The following is a 17,820-nucleotide window of genomic DNA, read 5'->3' as shown; positions in this document are numbered from 1 at the left end:
GATCACAATTACTTTGAGTATTCTTGATCTGGTAGAGCTGATATGGATTCCCTTCATATTGTAAAGCTATATATGTATAAGCCTTGTTTAAATTAATTTGTTTGTACTTTAGATGGTTTAAATATGGAGAGACTTACAAGGTTTAGAAAATAAGATTTTAGTTTCCATCTTTATTTCGAATAATCAAAAACTAGAAAATTGGAAAATCAGCAGACCAGTTGGACTATCTGTTTAGAATGTCGTGGAGAGGGAAAAAAAAGCCATAAGCTTCGTAAAAAAGTAAGGATTCAGCACAAATTGGCATTGGCTCAATTTGAGCAAACAGAAGAGGGAGGTACAGCTCCAGTTCGTCCCAAATCTCCCCGCTATTCCTGTCCGAGCTGCGCTGGATCGGGCTTAATCCCAACTGCGCGACCACCATTGCCAGATCATGAAAATTATCCGCATGTGGCAATTATTGGTGGGGGAATCGGCGGCGTAGCACTAGCTGCTGCACTATTGCATCGCGGAATTCCTTTTTCCTTATTTGAGCGTGATAGCGACTTCAATACGCGTTCTCAGGGATATGGACTTACTTTGCAACAGGCCAGTAAAGCTATTGAAGGGCTAGGTGTTTTCTCTTTAGCAGAAGGTGTTATTTCAACACGTCATGTGGTACATACTACAACGGGAAAAGTGATTGGTGAATGGGGCGTTAGAAAATGGATTCCAACAGACTCCATTGCATACCCGAAGCGTTCGAATGTGCACATAGGCAGGCAATTACTCCGCCTAGAACTACTAAAGCAAGTTGGTAAACACGCGGCTGTACACTGGGGTCATCAGCTAATCGATTTTGAGCGATCGGAGAATGATGGCTTCGAGCTGAGTTTTCAGGTCGATGGAGAGATCAAGCGATCTAGGGCTGATTTGGTGGTTGGAGCTGATGGTATCCGCAGTTCCGTTGGGAGACTGCTATTTGGAGAGGATTTTCGCCCCTTACGTTATTTGGGCTGCATTGTCATACTCGGTATTTGTCCGCTAGCTGCGATCGAGGATGTGGATTCTGAACTGTTAGATTCTGCCACCGTTTTTCAAACAGCTAACGGCAATGAGCGAATTTATATGATGCCTTACACATCGGATTCTATCATGTGGCAATTGAGTTTCCCCATGGCCGAAGAGCAGGCTAAGGCCTTAAGTGCTGCGGGGACTTCCGCGCTCAAGGAAGAAGCTTGCCGCAGAACGCAGTGGCATGATCCAATTCCTCAGATTTTAGCGGCTACGATGGAAGCTCAAATCTCAGGATATCCTGTGTACGATCGTGAATTACTTCAGCAAACATCTATGGAGGATGTGGGGTCAGTAACACTGATCGGGGATGCTGCTCACCCAATGAGTCCATTTAAAGGACAAGGAGCGAATCAAGCATTATTGGACGCACTTCAGCTTGCGCGAGCGATTTACAAAGGATGCAATCCACATCTTCCATGGAGAACAACAGGGTTGCGGAAAAGCGTGCTCAACGAGTTCGAATCGGAAATGTTGGCACGCAGCGCCACTAAAGTTAAGGATTCGGCAGAAGCCGCTGCGTTTCTGCATTCAGATATTGTCCTGCAGGAGGGTGATGAGCCGAGAGGGCGGTGTTTAAAGTCCATCAAAAATAATTCGGATGGTGTTTAAACTGTGCTGCCGTGCGAGTGTAAGCTGTATTATACTAAGATAGATTGGTTAAAAGCCTGTTTAGTTGTAATTATTTAATAATAAGATTTCTATAGTGATTTCGTTTACTTGCTCTAAAATAGAAAAGAATGATATTGAGCACGCGTACTGGAAAGTGCAAAATTATCCAAAGAAGTTTATGGCATTGTAGATAGTAATATTATCTTACAAAATAATCGGAGATTTACGATTCCTATTATTATTTTTTTCTGACCTAAATAACAATCAAGCCCTTTCCATAACCGAATTTTCAATTCCTAGATCAGCTTGTTTAAATTTTCTTTATAAAAAAATTAAAAAGATTTCAATTTGATAACAATTTGTTATTATCTTGCTGCCACATATTATTAACAAACCAAATCTTATTAGCCTGTACCATCTATCGTACAAGCTCTTATTATCTACCCATGGCGAAATCTATTAGCCAAGTAATGAGGTGTCTCTCAATTAATCGTGAGCATTCCATTGCAGAGCTGTCACAATTGATAAACAAGAGTATTCCTAACGTAACAGGGATAATCAACTGCTTGCTGGAGGCAGAGCTTGTCATCGAACAAGGGCTGGCACCTTCTACAGGAGGAAGAAGAGCGCAACGCTTTGCTTTGAATGTAGAGCAACTACCTTACGTGCTAATAGTTGCACTAGATCAATTTTACACGTCTTTTGCTCTTTATGATATTTCGGGCAACCCAATAGGCGATGTTAAACATCTGTATAACCCATTAAAAAACACGAAAAAGGCTTATGAGCAACTATTAGAATCGTGTAATGAATTCATGGCTCCATACGGAACTGGACAGATCTGTATTATTGGCTTATCTATGCCCGGCTTTATCGATTCTCAATCGGGTATCAACAATTCCTATCCGCACTCTGATCCATTCTATAACTTAAAAGAAGAACTACAGTCTTTATTTAAGCTTCCCGTAGTTATAGAAAATGATTCCGTAGCGATCGCTATGGCTGAAAAATCATTTGGCGATCAAAAATATGCAAAGGATCTTTTGGTGGTCAATCTAAACTGGGGCGTAGGTTTAGGGATCATCATTGATGGCAAACTTTTTAAGGGCCACAGCGGTCACGCAGGAGAGTTTAGCCATATTCCGCTAGCTGACACCGAATTGCTATGCTCGTGTGGAAAGCGTGGTTGTTTAGAAGTAAGTGCCTCCTTAACCATTGCTTTAGCGGCGGTTACACAGCGGATCAACATAGGAGAGGTCTCTTTATTGGCTGGCACCTATCAGCAGCATGGTACAATCTCGGGGGATGAGTTTATCGATGCGGTAAATCGGGGTGATCAGCTCGCTGTGGAAGAAGCGCAAAAAATTGCAGGAATGCTGGGCAAAGGAATCGCTACCTTGATCCACATTATCAATCCTGAATACATCACCATTAGCGGACGTGGTGCCAAAATGGACGCTATACTACTACCTGAAATACAAATTGCTATACAAAAATATGCCATACCGCATATTGCACGATTTACAAAAATTATTATTTCAACTATTGAACATCCGCAGCTTATCGGAACCTATGCCTTAGCTGTTCAGGAACTCGATTTTTCTACTTTAACGACTAAATCTTTAGCCAGCACATTACCAAATCAATAATAATTATGAATCAAATCAACTTTAAAACATGCGCCTTGCTGCTACTGATGGTATTTGCCATCGGAGCGGTTTTTGCGCAGCAACCACACGTCACCGGTACGGTGAAAGATGTGAATGGACCACTACCAGGTGTTACGGTAACGTTGGTCGGAACGAATCGATTAGCTCAAACGGATGGCCAAGGGCGTTTTATGATCACCGCCAAGGCTGGGGACCGATTGCGCTTTTCTAGCATTGGCTTCAATTCTTCAGAAATTCAAGTCGGAGCTGCAACTAGCATTACTGTTCAATTGGAACCCGATGCCGGAAAAATTGACGAAGTGGTAGTAACTGGCTTGGGAGAGCAAAGACAACGTCGGCAATTGGGATACGCTATGACGCAAATCTCTGGTGACGAAATTAGACAAACTAATGCGATCAACCCGATTGCTGCTTTGCAAGGTAAGGTGCCCGGATTGCAGATTAACGTCGGTACAGGTGGTCCGCAGGCATCCACTCGCTTCTTGATCCGCGGAGCTGGGTCTTTAGATCCATTCGGTAATGCGCCACTGATCGTAGTTGATGGTATTATCATGGATGAGGAAGTGGTATTGCCCCATCGTGGTGGTGATCAGGACTTTGGTAACATCTTGAAAAACATCAACCCAGATGATATCGAATCTATTTCGGTACTAAATGGTGGCTCGGTAACGGCATTGTACGGTAGCCGTGCGAGTAATGGTGTTATCATGATTACTACGAAGAAAGGTTATTCGCAGCGTGGTTTCGGTGTTGGATTTACACATACGCAAGGCTTTGAACAAGCTTATGCAACACCAGACTTTCAGGACATCTATGGACCTGGCACTAATCCTAATGCCGTGTATACAGTAGGTGCAGATGGAATTGAGATAATTCCAACGACCAACTATGCCTATAGTTTCGGCCCTAAATTCGATGGACGAACGGTACGTGATGTTAACGGATTACTCGTTCCATTTCAGGCAAATAACAGTCCGCTGGATATCTATGAAACCGGACGTTACTCGAATAGCAACCTGTCACTACAAGGTGGTAATGAACGCACAACATTTCGTTTTTCATACACTAATACGTATGCAAAAGGAGTGTCGCCAAACAATAAAATGAATAGAAATAACTTCAACTTAAGAGCCACTCAGCGCTTAGGCAATGCAATTCATTTGGATGGGAGTGTGAGCTATACCAACAATGCGGCGTTTAATCCACAGTATGGTGGTGATCGCTGGAATATGGGGAACAACATTTTGTATGGTCTATCGTTTGGTGTTCCACGTCAATACGACCTCGCTTACTGGAGAGAGAATTACTTAGATCCGATCAATGGTGGTGTAAATCGTGCAGATGCATCGAATAAGACGCCATTGTTGTTCATGTTGTATGAAAATCGTCAACTGCAAACTGAGGACAACTTTAGAGGAAACTTAAATAGCCGCATTAACTTCACCGACTGGCTAACCTTAGAAAGTAATTTTAGTGCAAACTTGTTCGCCACTAACCGCCAGATGATGAACCGCGGTCAGGACGCAGCCTTCGCTAATGGTAACTACAGTAACTATTCTTCTCGCGTATTACAGACACGTTACATCAATAGCTTACGTGCCACTAAATCGTATGGAGATTTTGACATCATGGGACAGGCAGGTTTAGAATTGAATCATTCATCTAGAAATGGTATAACTGCCCGTACTGATGGTATGGTAACCCCAGACGTTTTTAGATTAAGCAATTCACGTTTAAGACCTATTGTAAATGAGGAAAAACCGAATCAAAAGAGAACCGTATCGGCAATCTTCCAGACAGCTGTTGATTATAAAAATGCACTAACACTCAATTTATACGGTCGTAATGATTGGGATTCTAGTTTGGTGTATCCAGATGAAACCGGTAATTACTCGTACTTCTATTATGGTTCGGATGCGGCTTGGGTATTCTCCGATATGCTAGAGCTTACCGGAGATATTATATCCTTTGGTAAACTCCGTGCATCTTACAATCAAGTAGGTAAAGGAACCAGCACCTATAACGCTATGACAGGTTTCTACGTACCACGTGACCCATATGTTAATCAGCCGATGTATGATTTTGACTCGAAACGATTAGGAAATCGTGACCTACGTCCTGAGCGTAGCAGTACATGGGAAGTGGGTACAGAGATGAAATTATTTCAATCTCGTTTAGGTGTTAATGCGACGTATTACAGTAAAGATACTCGCGATCAGATTATTGACTTACCTGTTACACGGGAGAGTGGCGTAACAAGAGCCTTGATCAACAGTGGACATATTCGCAACCGCGGTATAGAGCTTGGATTGAATGGTACGCCAGTTAGAGCAGGTGCTTTCACTTGGGATGTATTTTTCAACTATACACGCAACAGAGACAAGATATTGGAATTGGCTCCAGGAGTAGATATCCACGAGCTAGAATCTGATGACGGTATCCGTACCATTGCAAAAGTGGGTGGCACATATGGTACTATGGTATCTAATTACGGTCATGCTTTATTTCAGGCACGTGACGCTAGTGGTAACCCAATTGACCACGTCAATAATGGTAAAAATGTGATGACACTTTTGGGTACGAACCTAGGAAGATTCGTACGTTCTCAAGATTATGCACAAGGAACGGAACGCGAAAAAGAAATTGGATCGGTCTTGCCGCGTTTTATGGGAAGTATTATCAATCAATTCAGTTATAAATCATTCATGTTTAGTTTCATGCTAGATGCTAAATTTGGTGGTCACGTGTATTCTCCAACGTACAACTATTCTATGCAAACTGGTCAGTTAGCAAGTTCGCTATGGGGAAGACCAGGTACCGAGGGCAGTGTTGAGTTTACTAACGCAGCCGGCAATCAAGCTTGGGGAGTCATTCCTGATGGCGTATTTGCGCAGGGTACGCGTGTCGGCGGACAAGATGTCGGCGGTTTAACCTATCAAGAAACAACAGAACGTGGATTGACTGTTCCGATCAGTGACGTGAACTATTACAACTCGGCTTACGGCTGGGGAACAGGTATTCGTGAACGTGGTGCCTTTGAATCTTCTTGGATTATGGTGCGCGATGTGTCCGTAAGCTATGATTTACCAACAGCGACAGCTAGCAGACTTAAACTGAATAATCTGAGATTGACATTGAATGCACGTAACCTTGGTTATCTGTACAACACATTGCCAGATAATTTTAATCCTGAAGATTTGCGTTCTACATCTTCAGCAGCTTCGATGTTAGGAGGTGGTACACCGTTAACAAGAAGTTTCAATTTCACCATCAACACTAATTTTTAATACACCTGTGTTATGACAATTTTAAAAACAGTAAAATATATAGCCTTTGCCCTCGTCGCTCAAGCAACCATTATGGGATGCAGCCGAGACCAATATGCTGAATTCAATACGGATCCAGATGCGGTACTAAACCCCAATCCAGATTACCTCTTTACCCAGGCAGTTGCTAGAACGCAGGATAATGACTTTGAAGCGTTCTATGATAACTATAGTTATATCAGCCGCTGGTCAAGGGTTTTCTTGCAGATCACTGGTAACGGAATAGGAGTAACGGATAATGCCGCCAATGCCAATAATCGGTACGGTAAGTTTTTTGAAGATATAGGTCCTCTATTAGTGGACGTACAGGCACTTATAGACCGTATGCCTGAAGATCAGAAAGCTCGTAATGTATATAAACGAGCTATTCCTTCTATCGTAAAAGCTTGGCAGGCTTGGTATGTGTCTGACATAAATGGTAGTATTCCATATACGGAGGCTTTTCAAGCTCGCTATGGAGGTACATTACGGCCTAAATACGAAACGCAGTCGGAGCTCTTTACCATTTTTGATCAAGAGTTAAAAGAAGCAGCAACTATTTTGACGACACCACAAGCTGTGGCTCAAGATAGTTATGGACCCGCAGATTTGTATTTTGCAGGGGATGCAGCTAAATGGGCTAAGGCGGCCAACTCGCTACGATTAGTGATCGCTTTGAGACTGATGAAGCGTGATCCTTCCAGAGCGCAAAATATTATACAGGATGTATTAAGTCATCCAGCAGGATTAATCTCTAATAGCGATGAAGATTGGAGTTTCGCAGCTCGCTTGAGCTTCACTCAGGGAGGTAACTGGAATATTACGGGCAATGGTCGCCTTTTCGTGGGCGAGTCGGGCGTAGTAGATTACATGTGGAATAGTGAAGATCCAAGGTTACGTCAATTCTTTCGTCCAAACCAATGGAGTCCAGAAAATTTTGCCATCGCTAAGCAGCAGAATGTTATTCCGGCGAGTGCCGTTTACGACACGCGCCGTTATTACGGACAGTTTTCTAATCCAGAAGCAGCTGATGATCTGACTAAGATGCGGTTTTTCTCTCCACTTTCGATCCGGAATGGTGAGGCTACCGTAGTTTTAGATACCGTTTCACGCATACAAGATCGTCTATTCCAACCAGAAAATGATGGCGGGACGGGAACTGGAATTTTTCCAGTCATCACTTATGCAGATGTGTGCTTTATGCGCGCCGAGATAGCGCAAAGAGGCTGGTCTAATGAAAATGCGGAAGGATGGTATACCAAAGGGGTGGAGGCTTCACTTCGCTTCTACAGCAAGCTAGCAGGTATGGCACAGGTTGTTAACTATACTGCTATTACAGATGCAGAGATAGCGGCGTTTAAAGCCAAACCGGGCATCGCATACAATGCAGCCACAGGCTTAGAGCAAATTGTCTTACAGGCGTATTTGAATTACTTCCGTAACTTTAATGAGGCTTGGGCTTTGGTAAAACGTACTGGCATGCCTAATAAAAACACGGCACTCGTTTTCGAAGATTGGACAAATACAGGTAGCGTGTCGCAAATGCCGCGTCGTTTTAATATTGGCTTTCCAGTAACTGGAGAATACAATTTTGATAACAAGAAAGCCGCTGTAGATCAAATGATGAGCGATCCAGAATTTGGACAGCCGTCAGACATTCAGGGTAGAATATGGTGGGATAAACAGTAAATTTAATAATAACAATAGCACCAGCTTTATAAGTTGGTGCTATTTGTTTCATGCGTTTCAATGTTTATTTTTAAATAAATTTCGGTTATGCGTACTTTATCGATTCCGCGCTTTCTATTGATTTGCTTTTTCCTATTATCAAGCTATTCGATTTCTGCACAACAACAGAATCTAGGGAAACAGGTGCTCATTGATGTGTCTACCGAGCTGCCTTATCGTATCGAAGTAGACAAACCAATAGCGGTGTTTTTTCTTTCTCCGGAATGCCCTCTTTGCCAAAAATACACACAGACCATCAGCCAACTTAACCAACAATACAAACAACAGATACATTTTATAGGAGTATTCCCTGGTAGAGCGTACAGTTCCGAAGATATCAAGCAATTTGCAGCCAAATACAAAGTGAATATTGCACTTTATCAAGATCCAGATTTTCAGTTTACGCGCGCTTTAGAAGCTACCGTGACACCATCGGTGGCCCTGTATGATAAAGTAGGCTTACAGTATTTTGGAGCGATTGACAATGCGCTGCAAGAGTTAGGCAAAAAACGCGTGGTCGTTACCGAACATTATCTGCAAGACGCTATCACCAGTTTGCTTCAAAATAAATCAATTCAAGTGAAAAAGACAGTGGCCAAAGGTTGTTTCATTAATACGCGCTAATGATGAAAATTTTAACTATCCTCCTGATTGGGTTCGCCAATTTTTGGTTTACATCTCATTTGCATGCGCAGACATTTGTGAAAGATGTGCAGCCGATCATACAAAGTAAGTGTGTATCCTGTCATCGAGATGGCGAAGCAGCACCTTTTCCTTTGGTAACTTATGGTGATGTCGCCAAACGCGCCACCTTTATCAAAGAAGTGGTGAAGTCCCGTTATATGCCACCTTGGAAAGCTGATAATGAGTACGTTCATTTTGATAATGATCGCTCGCTCTCCGAAAAAGAAATTCAGACGATTGCTGCTTGGGTCGATGCCGGCGCGAAAGAAGGAAAAAGAAAAGGACGAGAACAAGATCTCAGCCAGCTAACTACAGGCTATGGTCGTCCCGCAGATATGACCTTGGTGACAGCCGATACATTTTTAGTAAAAGGCAATAATATAGAGCGCTTCGTAGAGTTCAAGATCCCGTTCGAACTAGACAGATCGTTTGATGTCGAAGCGATCGAATTCTATTCTAATAATAAAAAACTCGTTCATCATGTGAATTATGCGGTTCAGATCGTCGAAGATCCCGCAATAGACATTCACGCCGCTCCAGCTATGGCCAATCATACGGATGGAGAAGTAAGACACAATGATCCGTATAAAAAATTTAAGCGAAACATGGCCTACTATGGCGGCTGGATTCCCGGTGCTTCCGCAGAAGCTTATCCACCTAAAATCGGTTGGAAAATGCCAAAACGCGGAGTGGTTTTGCTGACGGTACATTTTTCGGCTACGCCGATTGATGAGTTGTCGGTCAATGGTGTCCATTTATTTTTCACCGAGGTACCTGTAGAGCGAGAAGTAAAAGTGGTCAGTTTCGGTTCTGGAGGAATAGGGGAGTTGGATATTCAGCCTTCTTTCTTCATGATTCCTGCCGACAAAGTCAGTCATTACTCCCTGAAATTTAAAAATCCAGGGGAAGATCTTTCGATGCTCTACATCTGGCCACATATGCATTATATTGGCAAATCATTTAAAGTTTATGCCACACTAGAAAATAACGATACGATTCCATTAATAAATATACCCGACTGGGATTATCGATGGCAAGAAATGTATCGCTACAAGCTCTTTAAAAAAATCCCAAAAGGCGCTGTTATTCATATGGAATGCGCATATGATAATACGGCGGCGAATCCGTTTAATCCTTTTTCGCCACCGCAAAATATTTTCTCTTATTCGAATATGAAATCTGATCAGGAGATGATGACGCTCCTCATGATTTACTTACCGTACAAGGAAGGGGATGAAGAACGCGTCACGGCAATACGGAAAGAATAATAATCTTAGTTTTTAAAAAAAATCTATCTATGAATATATCAAACAAGACATCATTTATTAGCTTAAAATCAACGATAACTTGGCTCTGTACGCTGGGTATGGTGCTAACGCTGCATGCACAAAAGAAACATGCATTTACCGAAGGTCTTTTTCTTCAAATACCATTTAATTATGGTCGCGAGGCGGTATATGCAGATCCATTTTTAGGTAAATTTTACCAAAAAGGTTTCGAAACTCCAGCGGAAGGGAAAGTATGGAATGGCAATGATGAATCATCATGGGTAAAGATCACCACGGATACGGCAGGTTTCTTCCGGCCGCAAAGAAATGCAGGTGGAAATCTGTCTAACCCCAACAATCCGCCAGGGCCAGGTCGCATTGCGGCGCAAACCGAAAATGTACCACGGACTCCTATGCCGCAGCGCCGTGGTTTTGGTTCTAGTTACTTGTATTTAACGTACCAATCTTCGAAAAACGAAGATGCGGTATTGAATATCAAAGGAAACAGTGCGGTATTGGTTAATGGAGAACTGCATGCCGGTGATCCGTACCGAATGGGCTGGTTGAATATCCCGGTTCGTCTTAAAAAAGGAAAGAACGAATTCTACGTGCGCGGTACATTCGTGGCGGCAGAATTGGTGTTTTCTGAAAAACCCGTGTTCTTGGCTACAGAAGATTTGACACTTCCGGATATCGTAGCAGGTCGCAACAACTCGGCACTGATGCTGGGTGTAACTGTCGTAAATACATCGGACAAAGCGATTCCAAAAACCATTATCAGAAGTACCGTAGCAGGCAAAATAGTAGAGCGTGAAATCCCTGCCATTGCCGCACACAGCACTAGAAAAGTGATGGCAGCGATTGACGGTTCAGGCGTTAGCCAAGTGGGAGATCTTTATGCGACTATTGCTCTGGTGCAAGGTGGAAAGGTAAAAGATGAGCAAACCGTGCAGCTACGTTCTGTAGACAAAACCAAAGCGTATCGTGTGACCTTCATTAGCGAGATCGATGGTAGTGTACAATATTATGCGGTGAATCCAGCGATTGGTGGAGATGCTGCGGACAAAGGTTTATTCTTTTCGGTTCACGGTGCCGGTGTAGAAGCTCTGGGACAAGCACAAGCATACGAATCCAAAGATTGGGGTACTTTAGTAGCGCCTACGAATCGTAGACCACGTGGTTTCAACTGGGAAGACTGGGGCAGATTGGATGCTTTGGAAGTATTGAGCTTAGCGCAAAAATCGATTAAACATGATACAAAACGCGTTTATTTGACCGGTCACTCGATGGGCGGACATGGTACTTGGTTTCTTGGAGCGACTTATCCCGACAAATGGGCAGCGATTGCACCTTGTGCTGGTTATCCAACGTTGAAAGGCTACGGTTCGGCAGATGGAATCATTCCTGATCAAGGAGGGAATGCATTAGAAAATACTTTGCTAAGATCAAGTAATCAAAGTGATGTAGTCGCTTATGCGACGAATTATAAACCGCTGGGTGTGTACGTATTGCATGGTGATGCGGATCGCACAGTTCCGGTAACCTATGCGCGTCAAATGCGGGAAGTGTTAGGCGGTTTTCACCCCGATTTCAATTATTACGAATATCCAGGCGGATCGCATTGGTATAGCAATGAAAGTGTGGATTGGAAACCATTATTTGATTACTTCAAGTGGCATCAACGTAAGTCGAGCAACGAAGTAAACGAGGTAGATTTTAAAACATCAAACCCAGGCATTTCTGCTAGTTACTATTGGGCGACTATTTATCAGCAGGAGAAAGCATTGGCTTACTCACATATCCAACTATCGCGCGATATAGAAAAGCGCCAGATTACGGGTAGCTCCGATAATGTGAAAACATTGAAATTGGATATCTCTGAATTTGGTGCTAATGGAACGTTGACGGTGTTTTTGGATAGTCTGAATGTATTGGAGTCATCAGTAGCTCAAAGTACGGACGGACATATTTATCTGGAAAAGCAAGCTAATAAATGGGAATTGGTGGCAAAACCTTCTTTAGCGCATAAAGGTCCACAACGGAATGGTACGTTTAAAGAAGCATTCCAACACAACATGGTTTACGTGTACGGTACGCAAGGTACAGCCGAAGAGAATGCTTGGGCTTGGGAAAAAGTGCGTTACGATGCAGAATCTTGGTACTATCGTGGTAATGGTGCATTTGATGCGGTAGCAGACAAAGATTTTGATCCATCAAAATATGCAGATCGTAATATCATTTTAGTCGGTAACGCTAAAACGAACAGCGCATGGAATGCGTTGCTTGCGGATTGTCCAATTCAGGTTGGTGCCGGACAGTTGAAGATGGGACAGAAGGTACAAGCTGCTAACGATTTGGGTGGTTATTTTGTATATCCAAAGTCGGGTAGCGATACGCTTTCTATTGGTGTGATTACAGGCACAGGCATTCAAGGTATGAAAGCTGCTACAGCCAATCAATACTTTGCTGGCGCAAGTGGCTTTCCGGATTACATGTTTTTCTCAATTGACATGTTGACCAACGGAGCTTCTGGTTTGGTCGATGTCGGGTTTTTTAACAACGACTGGTCATTGTAAAATTGCACATTGCTAAATCTTTAATAACTGTTCTTCATGATCAAAGGCCATCTTTTTCAGATGGCCTTTGATTGTTTAATATGGTTTTGAGAACAGATTATTGCACCACAGAAGCATGCAATGTTGTGCCGTTTACTTTAATTTCGTAAGGCCATTGTTCATCGTTATTGGTGTTTTCATCCCAAAGGTGCTCCCAATGTTCGTTTGGTGCGCCACTAACTACCAGCCATAAGTAGGTTGTGTTTGGAGGTACAGTAAAGTTGGCTGTACCTTCCTTTTCCGAAAAAGTATCGCTATACACGCGATTTCCATTGGCTTGATAAGCGACAAAACCATATCGCCAACCGGCTTTATCCGTTTTAATAGCCCGATAGCCCGCGGTGCCGGCTATACCTTTAAAGTCGACGGTAACGGTAGCATTGTCTGCCGGGAGATTCAATCGTATGCCATTATAGCCATAGTTTTGCGGGCATTTGTCGGGAGAAATACGATACCAATTGTTGCCAATAGATGACATTTTGGTGGTATGCTGATTGGCATATTTACTCTTTTCAGTCGATCGAATGATTGGAAGATCCCATGTGATAAATTTCCGATTTGCATCAAAGATTTCGTCATTAAATTGTTCTTGACTTTTTCCTTGTATGCGTTTGTAGGTCGCTACAGGATCTTCAGGTCGTGTAGATTGGCGCCATATTTTACTCATGAAATCCAGCCCGTACTTGTCCGTCCAATACAATAGAACATAAGGTGATGCGTATCTCATATTCTCGTGCATGAAAGCAAGATGCGTATTTTCCATAAACGATACTAAATGCCAATTTTCGATGGTCATCCATTCTGGATATACCATCATCGTCATGAACTGTGATGTCATTTCCCAGATCGCTTGACCATTACTACCTGGCGTATTATCCGAGAAGCCCCATTGGCCATTCGCCTTTACCATGTATTGAAAGGAATGACCTAATTCGTGGGCAAGCGTTGTGTAGGGTGCACCTAGTCTGGTAGAAGGCATCCAAAGAATGCCGACAGAATCCATAGCGCCACCTCCATAAGCGGTCTGATCATCTCCGCCACGGACAAATACAATCATTTTGTATTTGTCCGTTAGCGAGTTGCCATGTTCGGTGAATTTCAATTCTTCTGAAAAATAATCATAGGTTCTTTCTAGAAAGCCTAAGGTATTACTTGGATTTGCACCAGTGGACGCCACCAGATCCGCGCCAAACTGCGCATCCCATAACATGGCAAAATTTCTGGTTTCGATTTTTCTTGATAAACTGTACTTACTGGCAGGATCATTAAAATTATTGTTCCAAGGAACATCCCAAATACCGCCCTTAGGTATATATAGTTCTTTGGGCGGCAAAACGCCGCTTCCTTCGGCATCAGGTACTGGTTTTGGGAGATAAGAATAGTCATATGGTACGATTTCATCTTTTGCGCTAGTACAAGAAAAGCTTAAAGAGGTTAGCACTACGATCGTCCAGATAAGACGTATAATTTGGTTATATTTCATAAACATGTCTTTTCAAAAAAATGGTTAAGATCTATGGTTTTTTTAAACTTTAGTCACCGCAGGTAAGCGAACTGTTACGATGTAAGTACCTTCCATCTTTACTCGAAATCCAAATACGGGATTTACGTTGAGTGTTTTCGTGGCATATCCATCTACTGTTGCGTAGGCCATCGGAATTCGGTAATAAATCAAATAGCCCCAATCTGTAACGCCATCATGATAAATGTTCAATGGGAACGGTGCTACTTCAAAATCGCAAACTAATGCAGTATCTGTTGCGGCAACAGGATTAAACTTGACATGGCTTTCAAATGTTGGACGATCGCCTCTTCGGATTACCTGATTGGCAGAAGGATCGAATGCTACGCCATTTTTGTCTACTATCTTGAGGATTATTCGCGCTCCTTCGGCAGAAATGCGCTCACAGGATACTTGCGGTGCTGTGGTCGTAAAAAACGTTTCCGATGAGTTCGACCCCGAGGCGGCTTGATAGGTTACCTCGAAGAAATCGTTGATCGACGGATCAATAACCCGCACAGCTCCAAAATTTGGAAAAGAAGTGGTCCCCTTTACATTGGTCATCTCGACATCAAATAGGTACTCCCCTAAAGGAAGATTGGAAGATGATCTATTAAAGACTAACTGCCCGTTGGCAGGATTAAAAACAAGGGGAGTGCTCCGTACCGTTTCTCTTTTGGCGTTGAGTAAGGCGGTGGTGGTATCTTTAGCTGCATCGAATACTTCTCCCTTCTTAAACATTAATACATCGTACTCTGTAAAAAACTCATTTGGTGCTGGTAACCCAGTAACTCGGTCTCTTAGATTAGACATTTTAAAAGAATAAGGCGGTGTAGAACCATCCGCATCAATACGTTCTGACGCCACATAAACACCTCCTCTTGGTACGATTATGGTGCCGTTAACATAACGCGGGTTGTCGCTCAAAAAACCCTTCTCGATCTTCTTGCATGATGATGAAATCAGCGAAAGGCCTAATACTATGGATAGAATAATTTGTATTTTCATAATAAATATATTTTGGTTGTCACTTATTGGCCAGCAGATTCTCTATTGAACATCAATCTATGACCATCTATTAAAACATTGACGACACCGGTTTTGGTAATGATTCCAGCAGTTTGGCAATCATAAGACATATCTACTTCTTGCGGTAGTATGATCGCCCCTGATCCGAGCTCGCTATCAAGTTCTCCAATCACCCGCGTGAGATTCACGTACTCTACGTAGTCAACATAATCTGTATACTCAATCACACGACGTAATTTGATTAGAAATCTTGAATTATTCATCACCCCAAATTTGCTCGTGAAATACTTATTATCTCGCGTGAGATACTCGCGGATATGAGCACCATCAAATAGGTACATCTTTAATGAATCCAATTCGCGGACAGAGATATCATTAATGCCAAACTCGATGTTTTCATTGCCGGTTTCTATGACACGTTTTTGTTTCTTTGCGAGCACATAAGGGACTACACTGTAATCTGTACTGGCATAGAGCGTGGTGTTTGGTTCATTGACCATATCTTTCAATCCCGCACGATCTATAATGGCTACCAATGAGTCAAATTTGCCGTGGCTTTTCAGAAAATCATAGGTCGTCAAATCGACATATCGCTCGGATTTGCCGCCATCATTTGCATAATCATCATTTTCGCAAGAGGCCAATGTCATTAGAAATGACACCGCCAATAGGAAAAATATATATCGTTCTCTCATAGCTTTAGATTTAAATTAGATTTTACCGATCCAATAAGGCGTTTGAGCCAGATTGGGGTTGTTTTTAAATAATAATGGACTTACAGGCCAATAGAAGCCACCTAGTCTAAAACGATCCGGGGTAAGCCATGTAATGAATTGCGGATATTGCCGAGTACGGATCAAATCGTAATAAATGTGTCCTTCGAGATACATTTCTCGACTTCGCTCTAGTGCATATTGAAACATAATATTGTCTCTGGTATCTGTACCACTAATCATCTTATTCTTGGCAAGTGGATCTCTGGCACTTCGAAAAGTATTGAGTTTTTGAGCTGCTAGTTGTAGTTCATTTTTGTAAATAGCGATTTCTGCTTCGAGTAATAGCATGTCCGCATAGCGGAAGATGATAATATTGTTGCTGATATGAGCTACATCTGGCGTGCGGAGGTTAACATTATGATACTTGATACAGGTTGGTTGATCTAATGAAATGTCCGCAAAGTTTTTGATGTATCTGATGTCTGTAATTTTGTCACTAATTCCCTCTTGTACCACGGTGTGTTCAGCTACCCAATCCCAGCGCCAATCTGGTTCATTCCATACCCATTGTCCAGGTACGACCGTTTCTTGTATGATACCCGTAGGCATCTTCTCATAATGTACATCTAAGTACGTTTTTGGAACAAAAAATCGAGACCAGGAAGCAGGTTTGAATGCGATGTGCTGTTGACGAAGAAAGAAAGCAGCAATGTGGTTGGTGGAGCCTTCTAAGTTGTCTTCGCTTGCTGCGATCTCAAAAATACCTTCTCGGCTTTTTCCTATGAAAGTGTTGTAGTAGTTGGCGGTGTCCACAAGGCTATAACCACCATAATTCTTGAGCGCTTGGATCGTGGTGTCAGCACGCAACACATCTTCCATTATAGGTTCATTATTACCGAGATTGGTTGTGGTGGCTTTCCACAAAAAGGCGTGAGCCAGTAAGGCATACACAGCACCTTTATTGGCGGTTACTTTTGCAGCTTTGATGTCCGTGTAATTCCAATTCAACAAAGAGGCCGCCTTCTGGCAATCGGCAATAATTTGTTGCATAATCACTTCTTTGGAAACTCGTGCGGCCTGATCGGCTGTGATCGGATCGTCTTCTGTTTCCAGTATAAGTGGTACATCTCCCCAGGTACGGGTCATGAAAAAGTACGTGAGCGCACGGATATAATATGCTTGTCCCAAAGCTTCATTTTTAAAACGAGTAGGATTACTTATCTGAGCAAAAAGATCTTCATCCATGCCTTCTACTTTTTCCAAGATTAGGTTGCTCATGGTGATGCACTTGATATATGGCGTCCAATTGCCATAAGTTTCTACATTGTATCTCCACGTAAAATCGCCCGTCTGTACGCCTTCTAACCCGTCTCCATCATATTGGATCGTGAAATTATTGCCTTGTACTCCATCTCCATAAATAAAATGTCGAGGTACTCCCTTATAATTTCCACTCGTAATTGCATTTCTTAACAAGGCGTAATTCCCTGCTAAGGCACTTTGTACATCTGTCGCAGACTTCCAATATTCGCCGCCAGATGTCGCATTCCTTGGTACTTCATCCAAGAAGTCTTTACAAGAGTACATTAAGCCTCCCACGACAATGGCCAATAGATATATAATTTTTGATTTCATAAGTTTT

Annotated in this window: 11 protein-coding genes; 7 read left to right on the top strand and 4 right to left on the bottom strand. The window is 42.6% G+C overall.

Annotated features, from left to right (window positions below):
* Positions 1–198: 198 nt before the first annotated feature.
* The 7 genes from AC3IRT_RS13935 to AC3IRT_RS13905 all read left to right on the top strand — a co-directional run bounded on the left by AC3IRT_RS13935 (position 199) and on the right by AC3IRT_RS13905 (position 12,893).
* Positions 199–1,662 carry an FAD-dependent oxidoreductase gene (locus tag AC3IRT_RS13935; RefSeq protein WP_489393821.1) on the top strand — a complete coding sequence of 488 codons (1,464 nt, stop codon included), beginning with the start codon at positions 199–201 and terminating at the stop codon, positions 1,660–1,662.
* 446 nt (positions 1,663–2,108) lie between these two features.
* Positions 2,109–3,311, top strand: coding sequence for an ROK family protein (locus AC3IRT_RS13930; protein ID WP_489393820.1), 1,203 nt, complete (start codon positions 2,109–2,111; stop codon positions 3,309–3,311).
* A 5-nt stretch (positions 3,312–3,316) separates the two neighbouring features.
* Positions 3,317–6,619, top strand: coding sequence for a SusC/RagA family TonB-linked outer membrane protein (locus AC3IRT_RS13925; RefSeq protein ID WP_489393819.1), 3,303 nt, complete (start codon positions 3,317–3,319; stop codon positions 6,617–6,619).
* 12 nt (positions 6,620–6,631) lie between these two features.
* A complete protein-coding gene (locus AC3IRT_RS13920; protein ID WP_489393818.1) occupies positions 6,632–8,326 on the top strand; it encodes a SusD/RagB family nutrient-binding outer membrane lipoprotein in 1,695 nt (564 codons plus the stop codon).
* 87 nt (positions 8,327–8,413) lie between these two features.
* Complete coding sequence (locus AC3IRT_RS13915) at positions 8,414–8,989, top strand: thioredoxin fold domain-containing protein (RefSeq protein WP_489393817.1); 576 nt, start codon at positions 8,414–8,416, stop codon at positions 8,987–8,989.
* Positions 8,989–10,317, top strand: a complete 1,329-nt coding sequence (locus tag AC3IRT_RS13910; RefSeq protein WP_489393816.1) for a c-type cytochrome — start codon at positions 8,989–8,991, stop codon at positions 10,315–10,317. Before AC3IRT_RS13915 ends, AC3IRT_RS13910 begins: the two co-directional genes overlap by 1 nt.
* 29 nt (positions 10,318–10,346) lie before the next feature.
* A complete protein-coding gene (locus AC3IRT_RS13905; protein ID WP_489393815.1) occupies positions 10,347–12,893 on the top strand; it encodes a carboxylesterase family protein in 2,547 nt (848 codons plus the stop codon).
* 97 nt (positions 12,894–12,990) lie between these two features.
* Here the strand turns inward: AC3IRT_RS13905 and AC3IRT_RS13900 are convergent, their stop codons facing one another.
* The 4 genes from AC3IRT_RS13900 to AC3IRT_RS13885 are packed head-to-tail and all read right to left on the bottom strand — an operon-like array spanning position 12,991 to position 17,813.
* Entirely contained in the window at positions 12,991–14,415 is a 1,425-nt protein-coding gene (locus AC3IRT_RS13900; RefSeq protein ID WP_489393814.1) for a DUF6055 domain-containing protein, read from the bottom strand.
* 42 nt (positions 14,416–14,457) lie between these two features.
* Entirely contained in the window at positions 14,458–15,441 is a 984-nt protein-coding gene (locus tag AC3IRT_RS13895; RefSeq protein WP_489393813.1) for a hypothetical protein, read from the bottom strand.
* 23 nt (positions 15,442–15,464) lie between these two features.
* Positions 15,465–16,157 (bottom strand): hypothetical protein, encoded by a 693-nt coding sequence (locus AC3IRT_RS13890; RefSeq protein WP_489393812.1) that lies wholly within the window; start codon positions 16,155–16,157, stop codon positions 15,465–15,467.
* A gap of 15 nt (positions 16,158–16,172) precedes the next feature.
* The gene (locus AC3IRT_RS13885) at positions 16,173–17,813 is read right to left on the bottom strand and encodes a RagB/SusD family nutrient uptake outer membrane protein (protein WP_489393811.1); all 1,641 of its coding nucleotides are present in this window, start codon (positions 17,811–17,813) and stop codon (positions 16,173–16,175) included.
* Positions 17,814–17,820 lie beyond the last annotated feature (7 nt).

The sequence above is a fragment of the Sphingobacterium sp. KH_072 genome, from assembly GCF_057837975.1.
The sequence above is the reverse complement of the archived record's forward strand: the minus strand, read 5'-3'. Positions and strand labels throughout refer to the sequence as shown.

Excerpts from the sequence above, each read along its gene's own strand:
- AC3IRT_RS13895 (WP_489393813.1), bottom strand. The coding sequence starts at position 15,441 with ATGAAAATACAAATTATTCTATCCATAGTATTAGGCCTTTCGCTGATT.
- AC3IRT_RS13890 (WP_489393812.1), bottom strand. The coding sequence starts at position 16,157 with ATGAGAGAACGATATATATTTTTCCTATTGGCGGTGTCATTTCTAATG.
- AC3IRT_RS13905 (WP_489393815.1), top strand. The coding sequence starts at position 10,347 with ATGAATATATCAAACAAGACATCATTTATTAGCTTAAAATCAACGATA.
- AC3IRT_RS13910 (WP_489393816.1), top strand. The coding sequence starts at position 8,989 with ATGATGAAAATTTTAACTATCCTCCTGATTGGGTTCGCCAATTTTTGG.
- AC3IRT_RS13920 (WP_489393818.1), top strand. The coding sequence starts at position 6,632 with ATGACAATTTTAAAAACAGTAAAATATATAGCCTTTGCCCTCGTCGCT.
- AC3IRT_RS13925 (WP_489393819.1), top strand. The coding sequence starts at position 3,317 with ATGAATCAAATCAACTTTAAAACATGCGCCTTGCTGCTACTGATGGTA.
- AC3IRT_RS13930 (WP_489393820.1), top strand. The coding sequence starts at position 2,109 with ATGGCGAAATCTATTAGCCAAGTAATGAGGTGTCTCTCAATTAATCGT.
- AC3IRT_RS13915 (WP_489393817.1), top strand. The coding sequence starts at position 8,414 with ATGCGTACTTTATCGATTCCGCGCTTTCTATTGATTTGCTTTTTCCTA.
- AC3IRT_RS13885 (WP_489393811.1), bottom strand. The coding sequence starts at position 17,813 with ATGAAATCAAAAATTATATATCTATTGGCCATTGTCGTGGGAGGCTTA.
- AC3IRT_RS13900 (WP_489393814.1), bottom strand. The coding sequence starts at position 14,415 with ATGAAATATAACCAAATTATACGTCTTATCTGGACGATCGTAGTGCTA.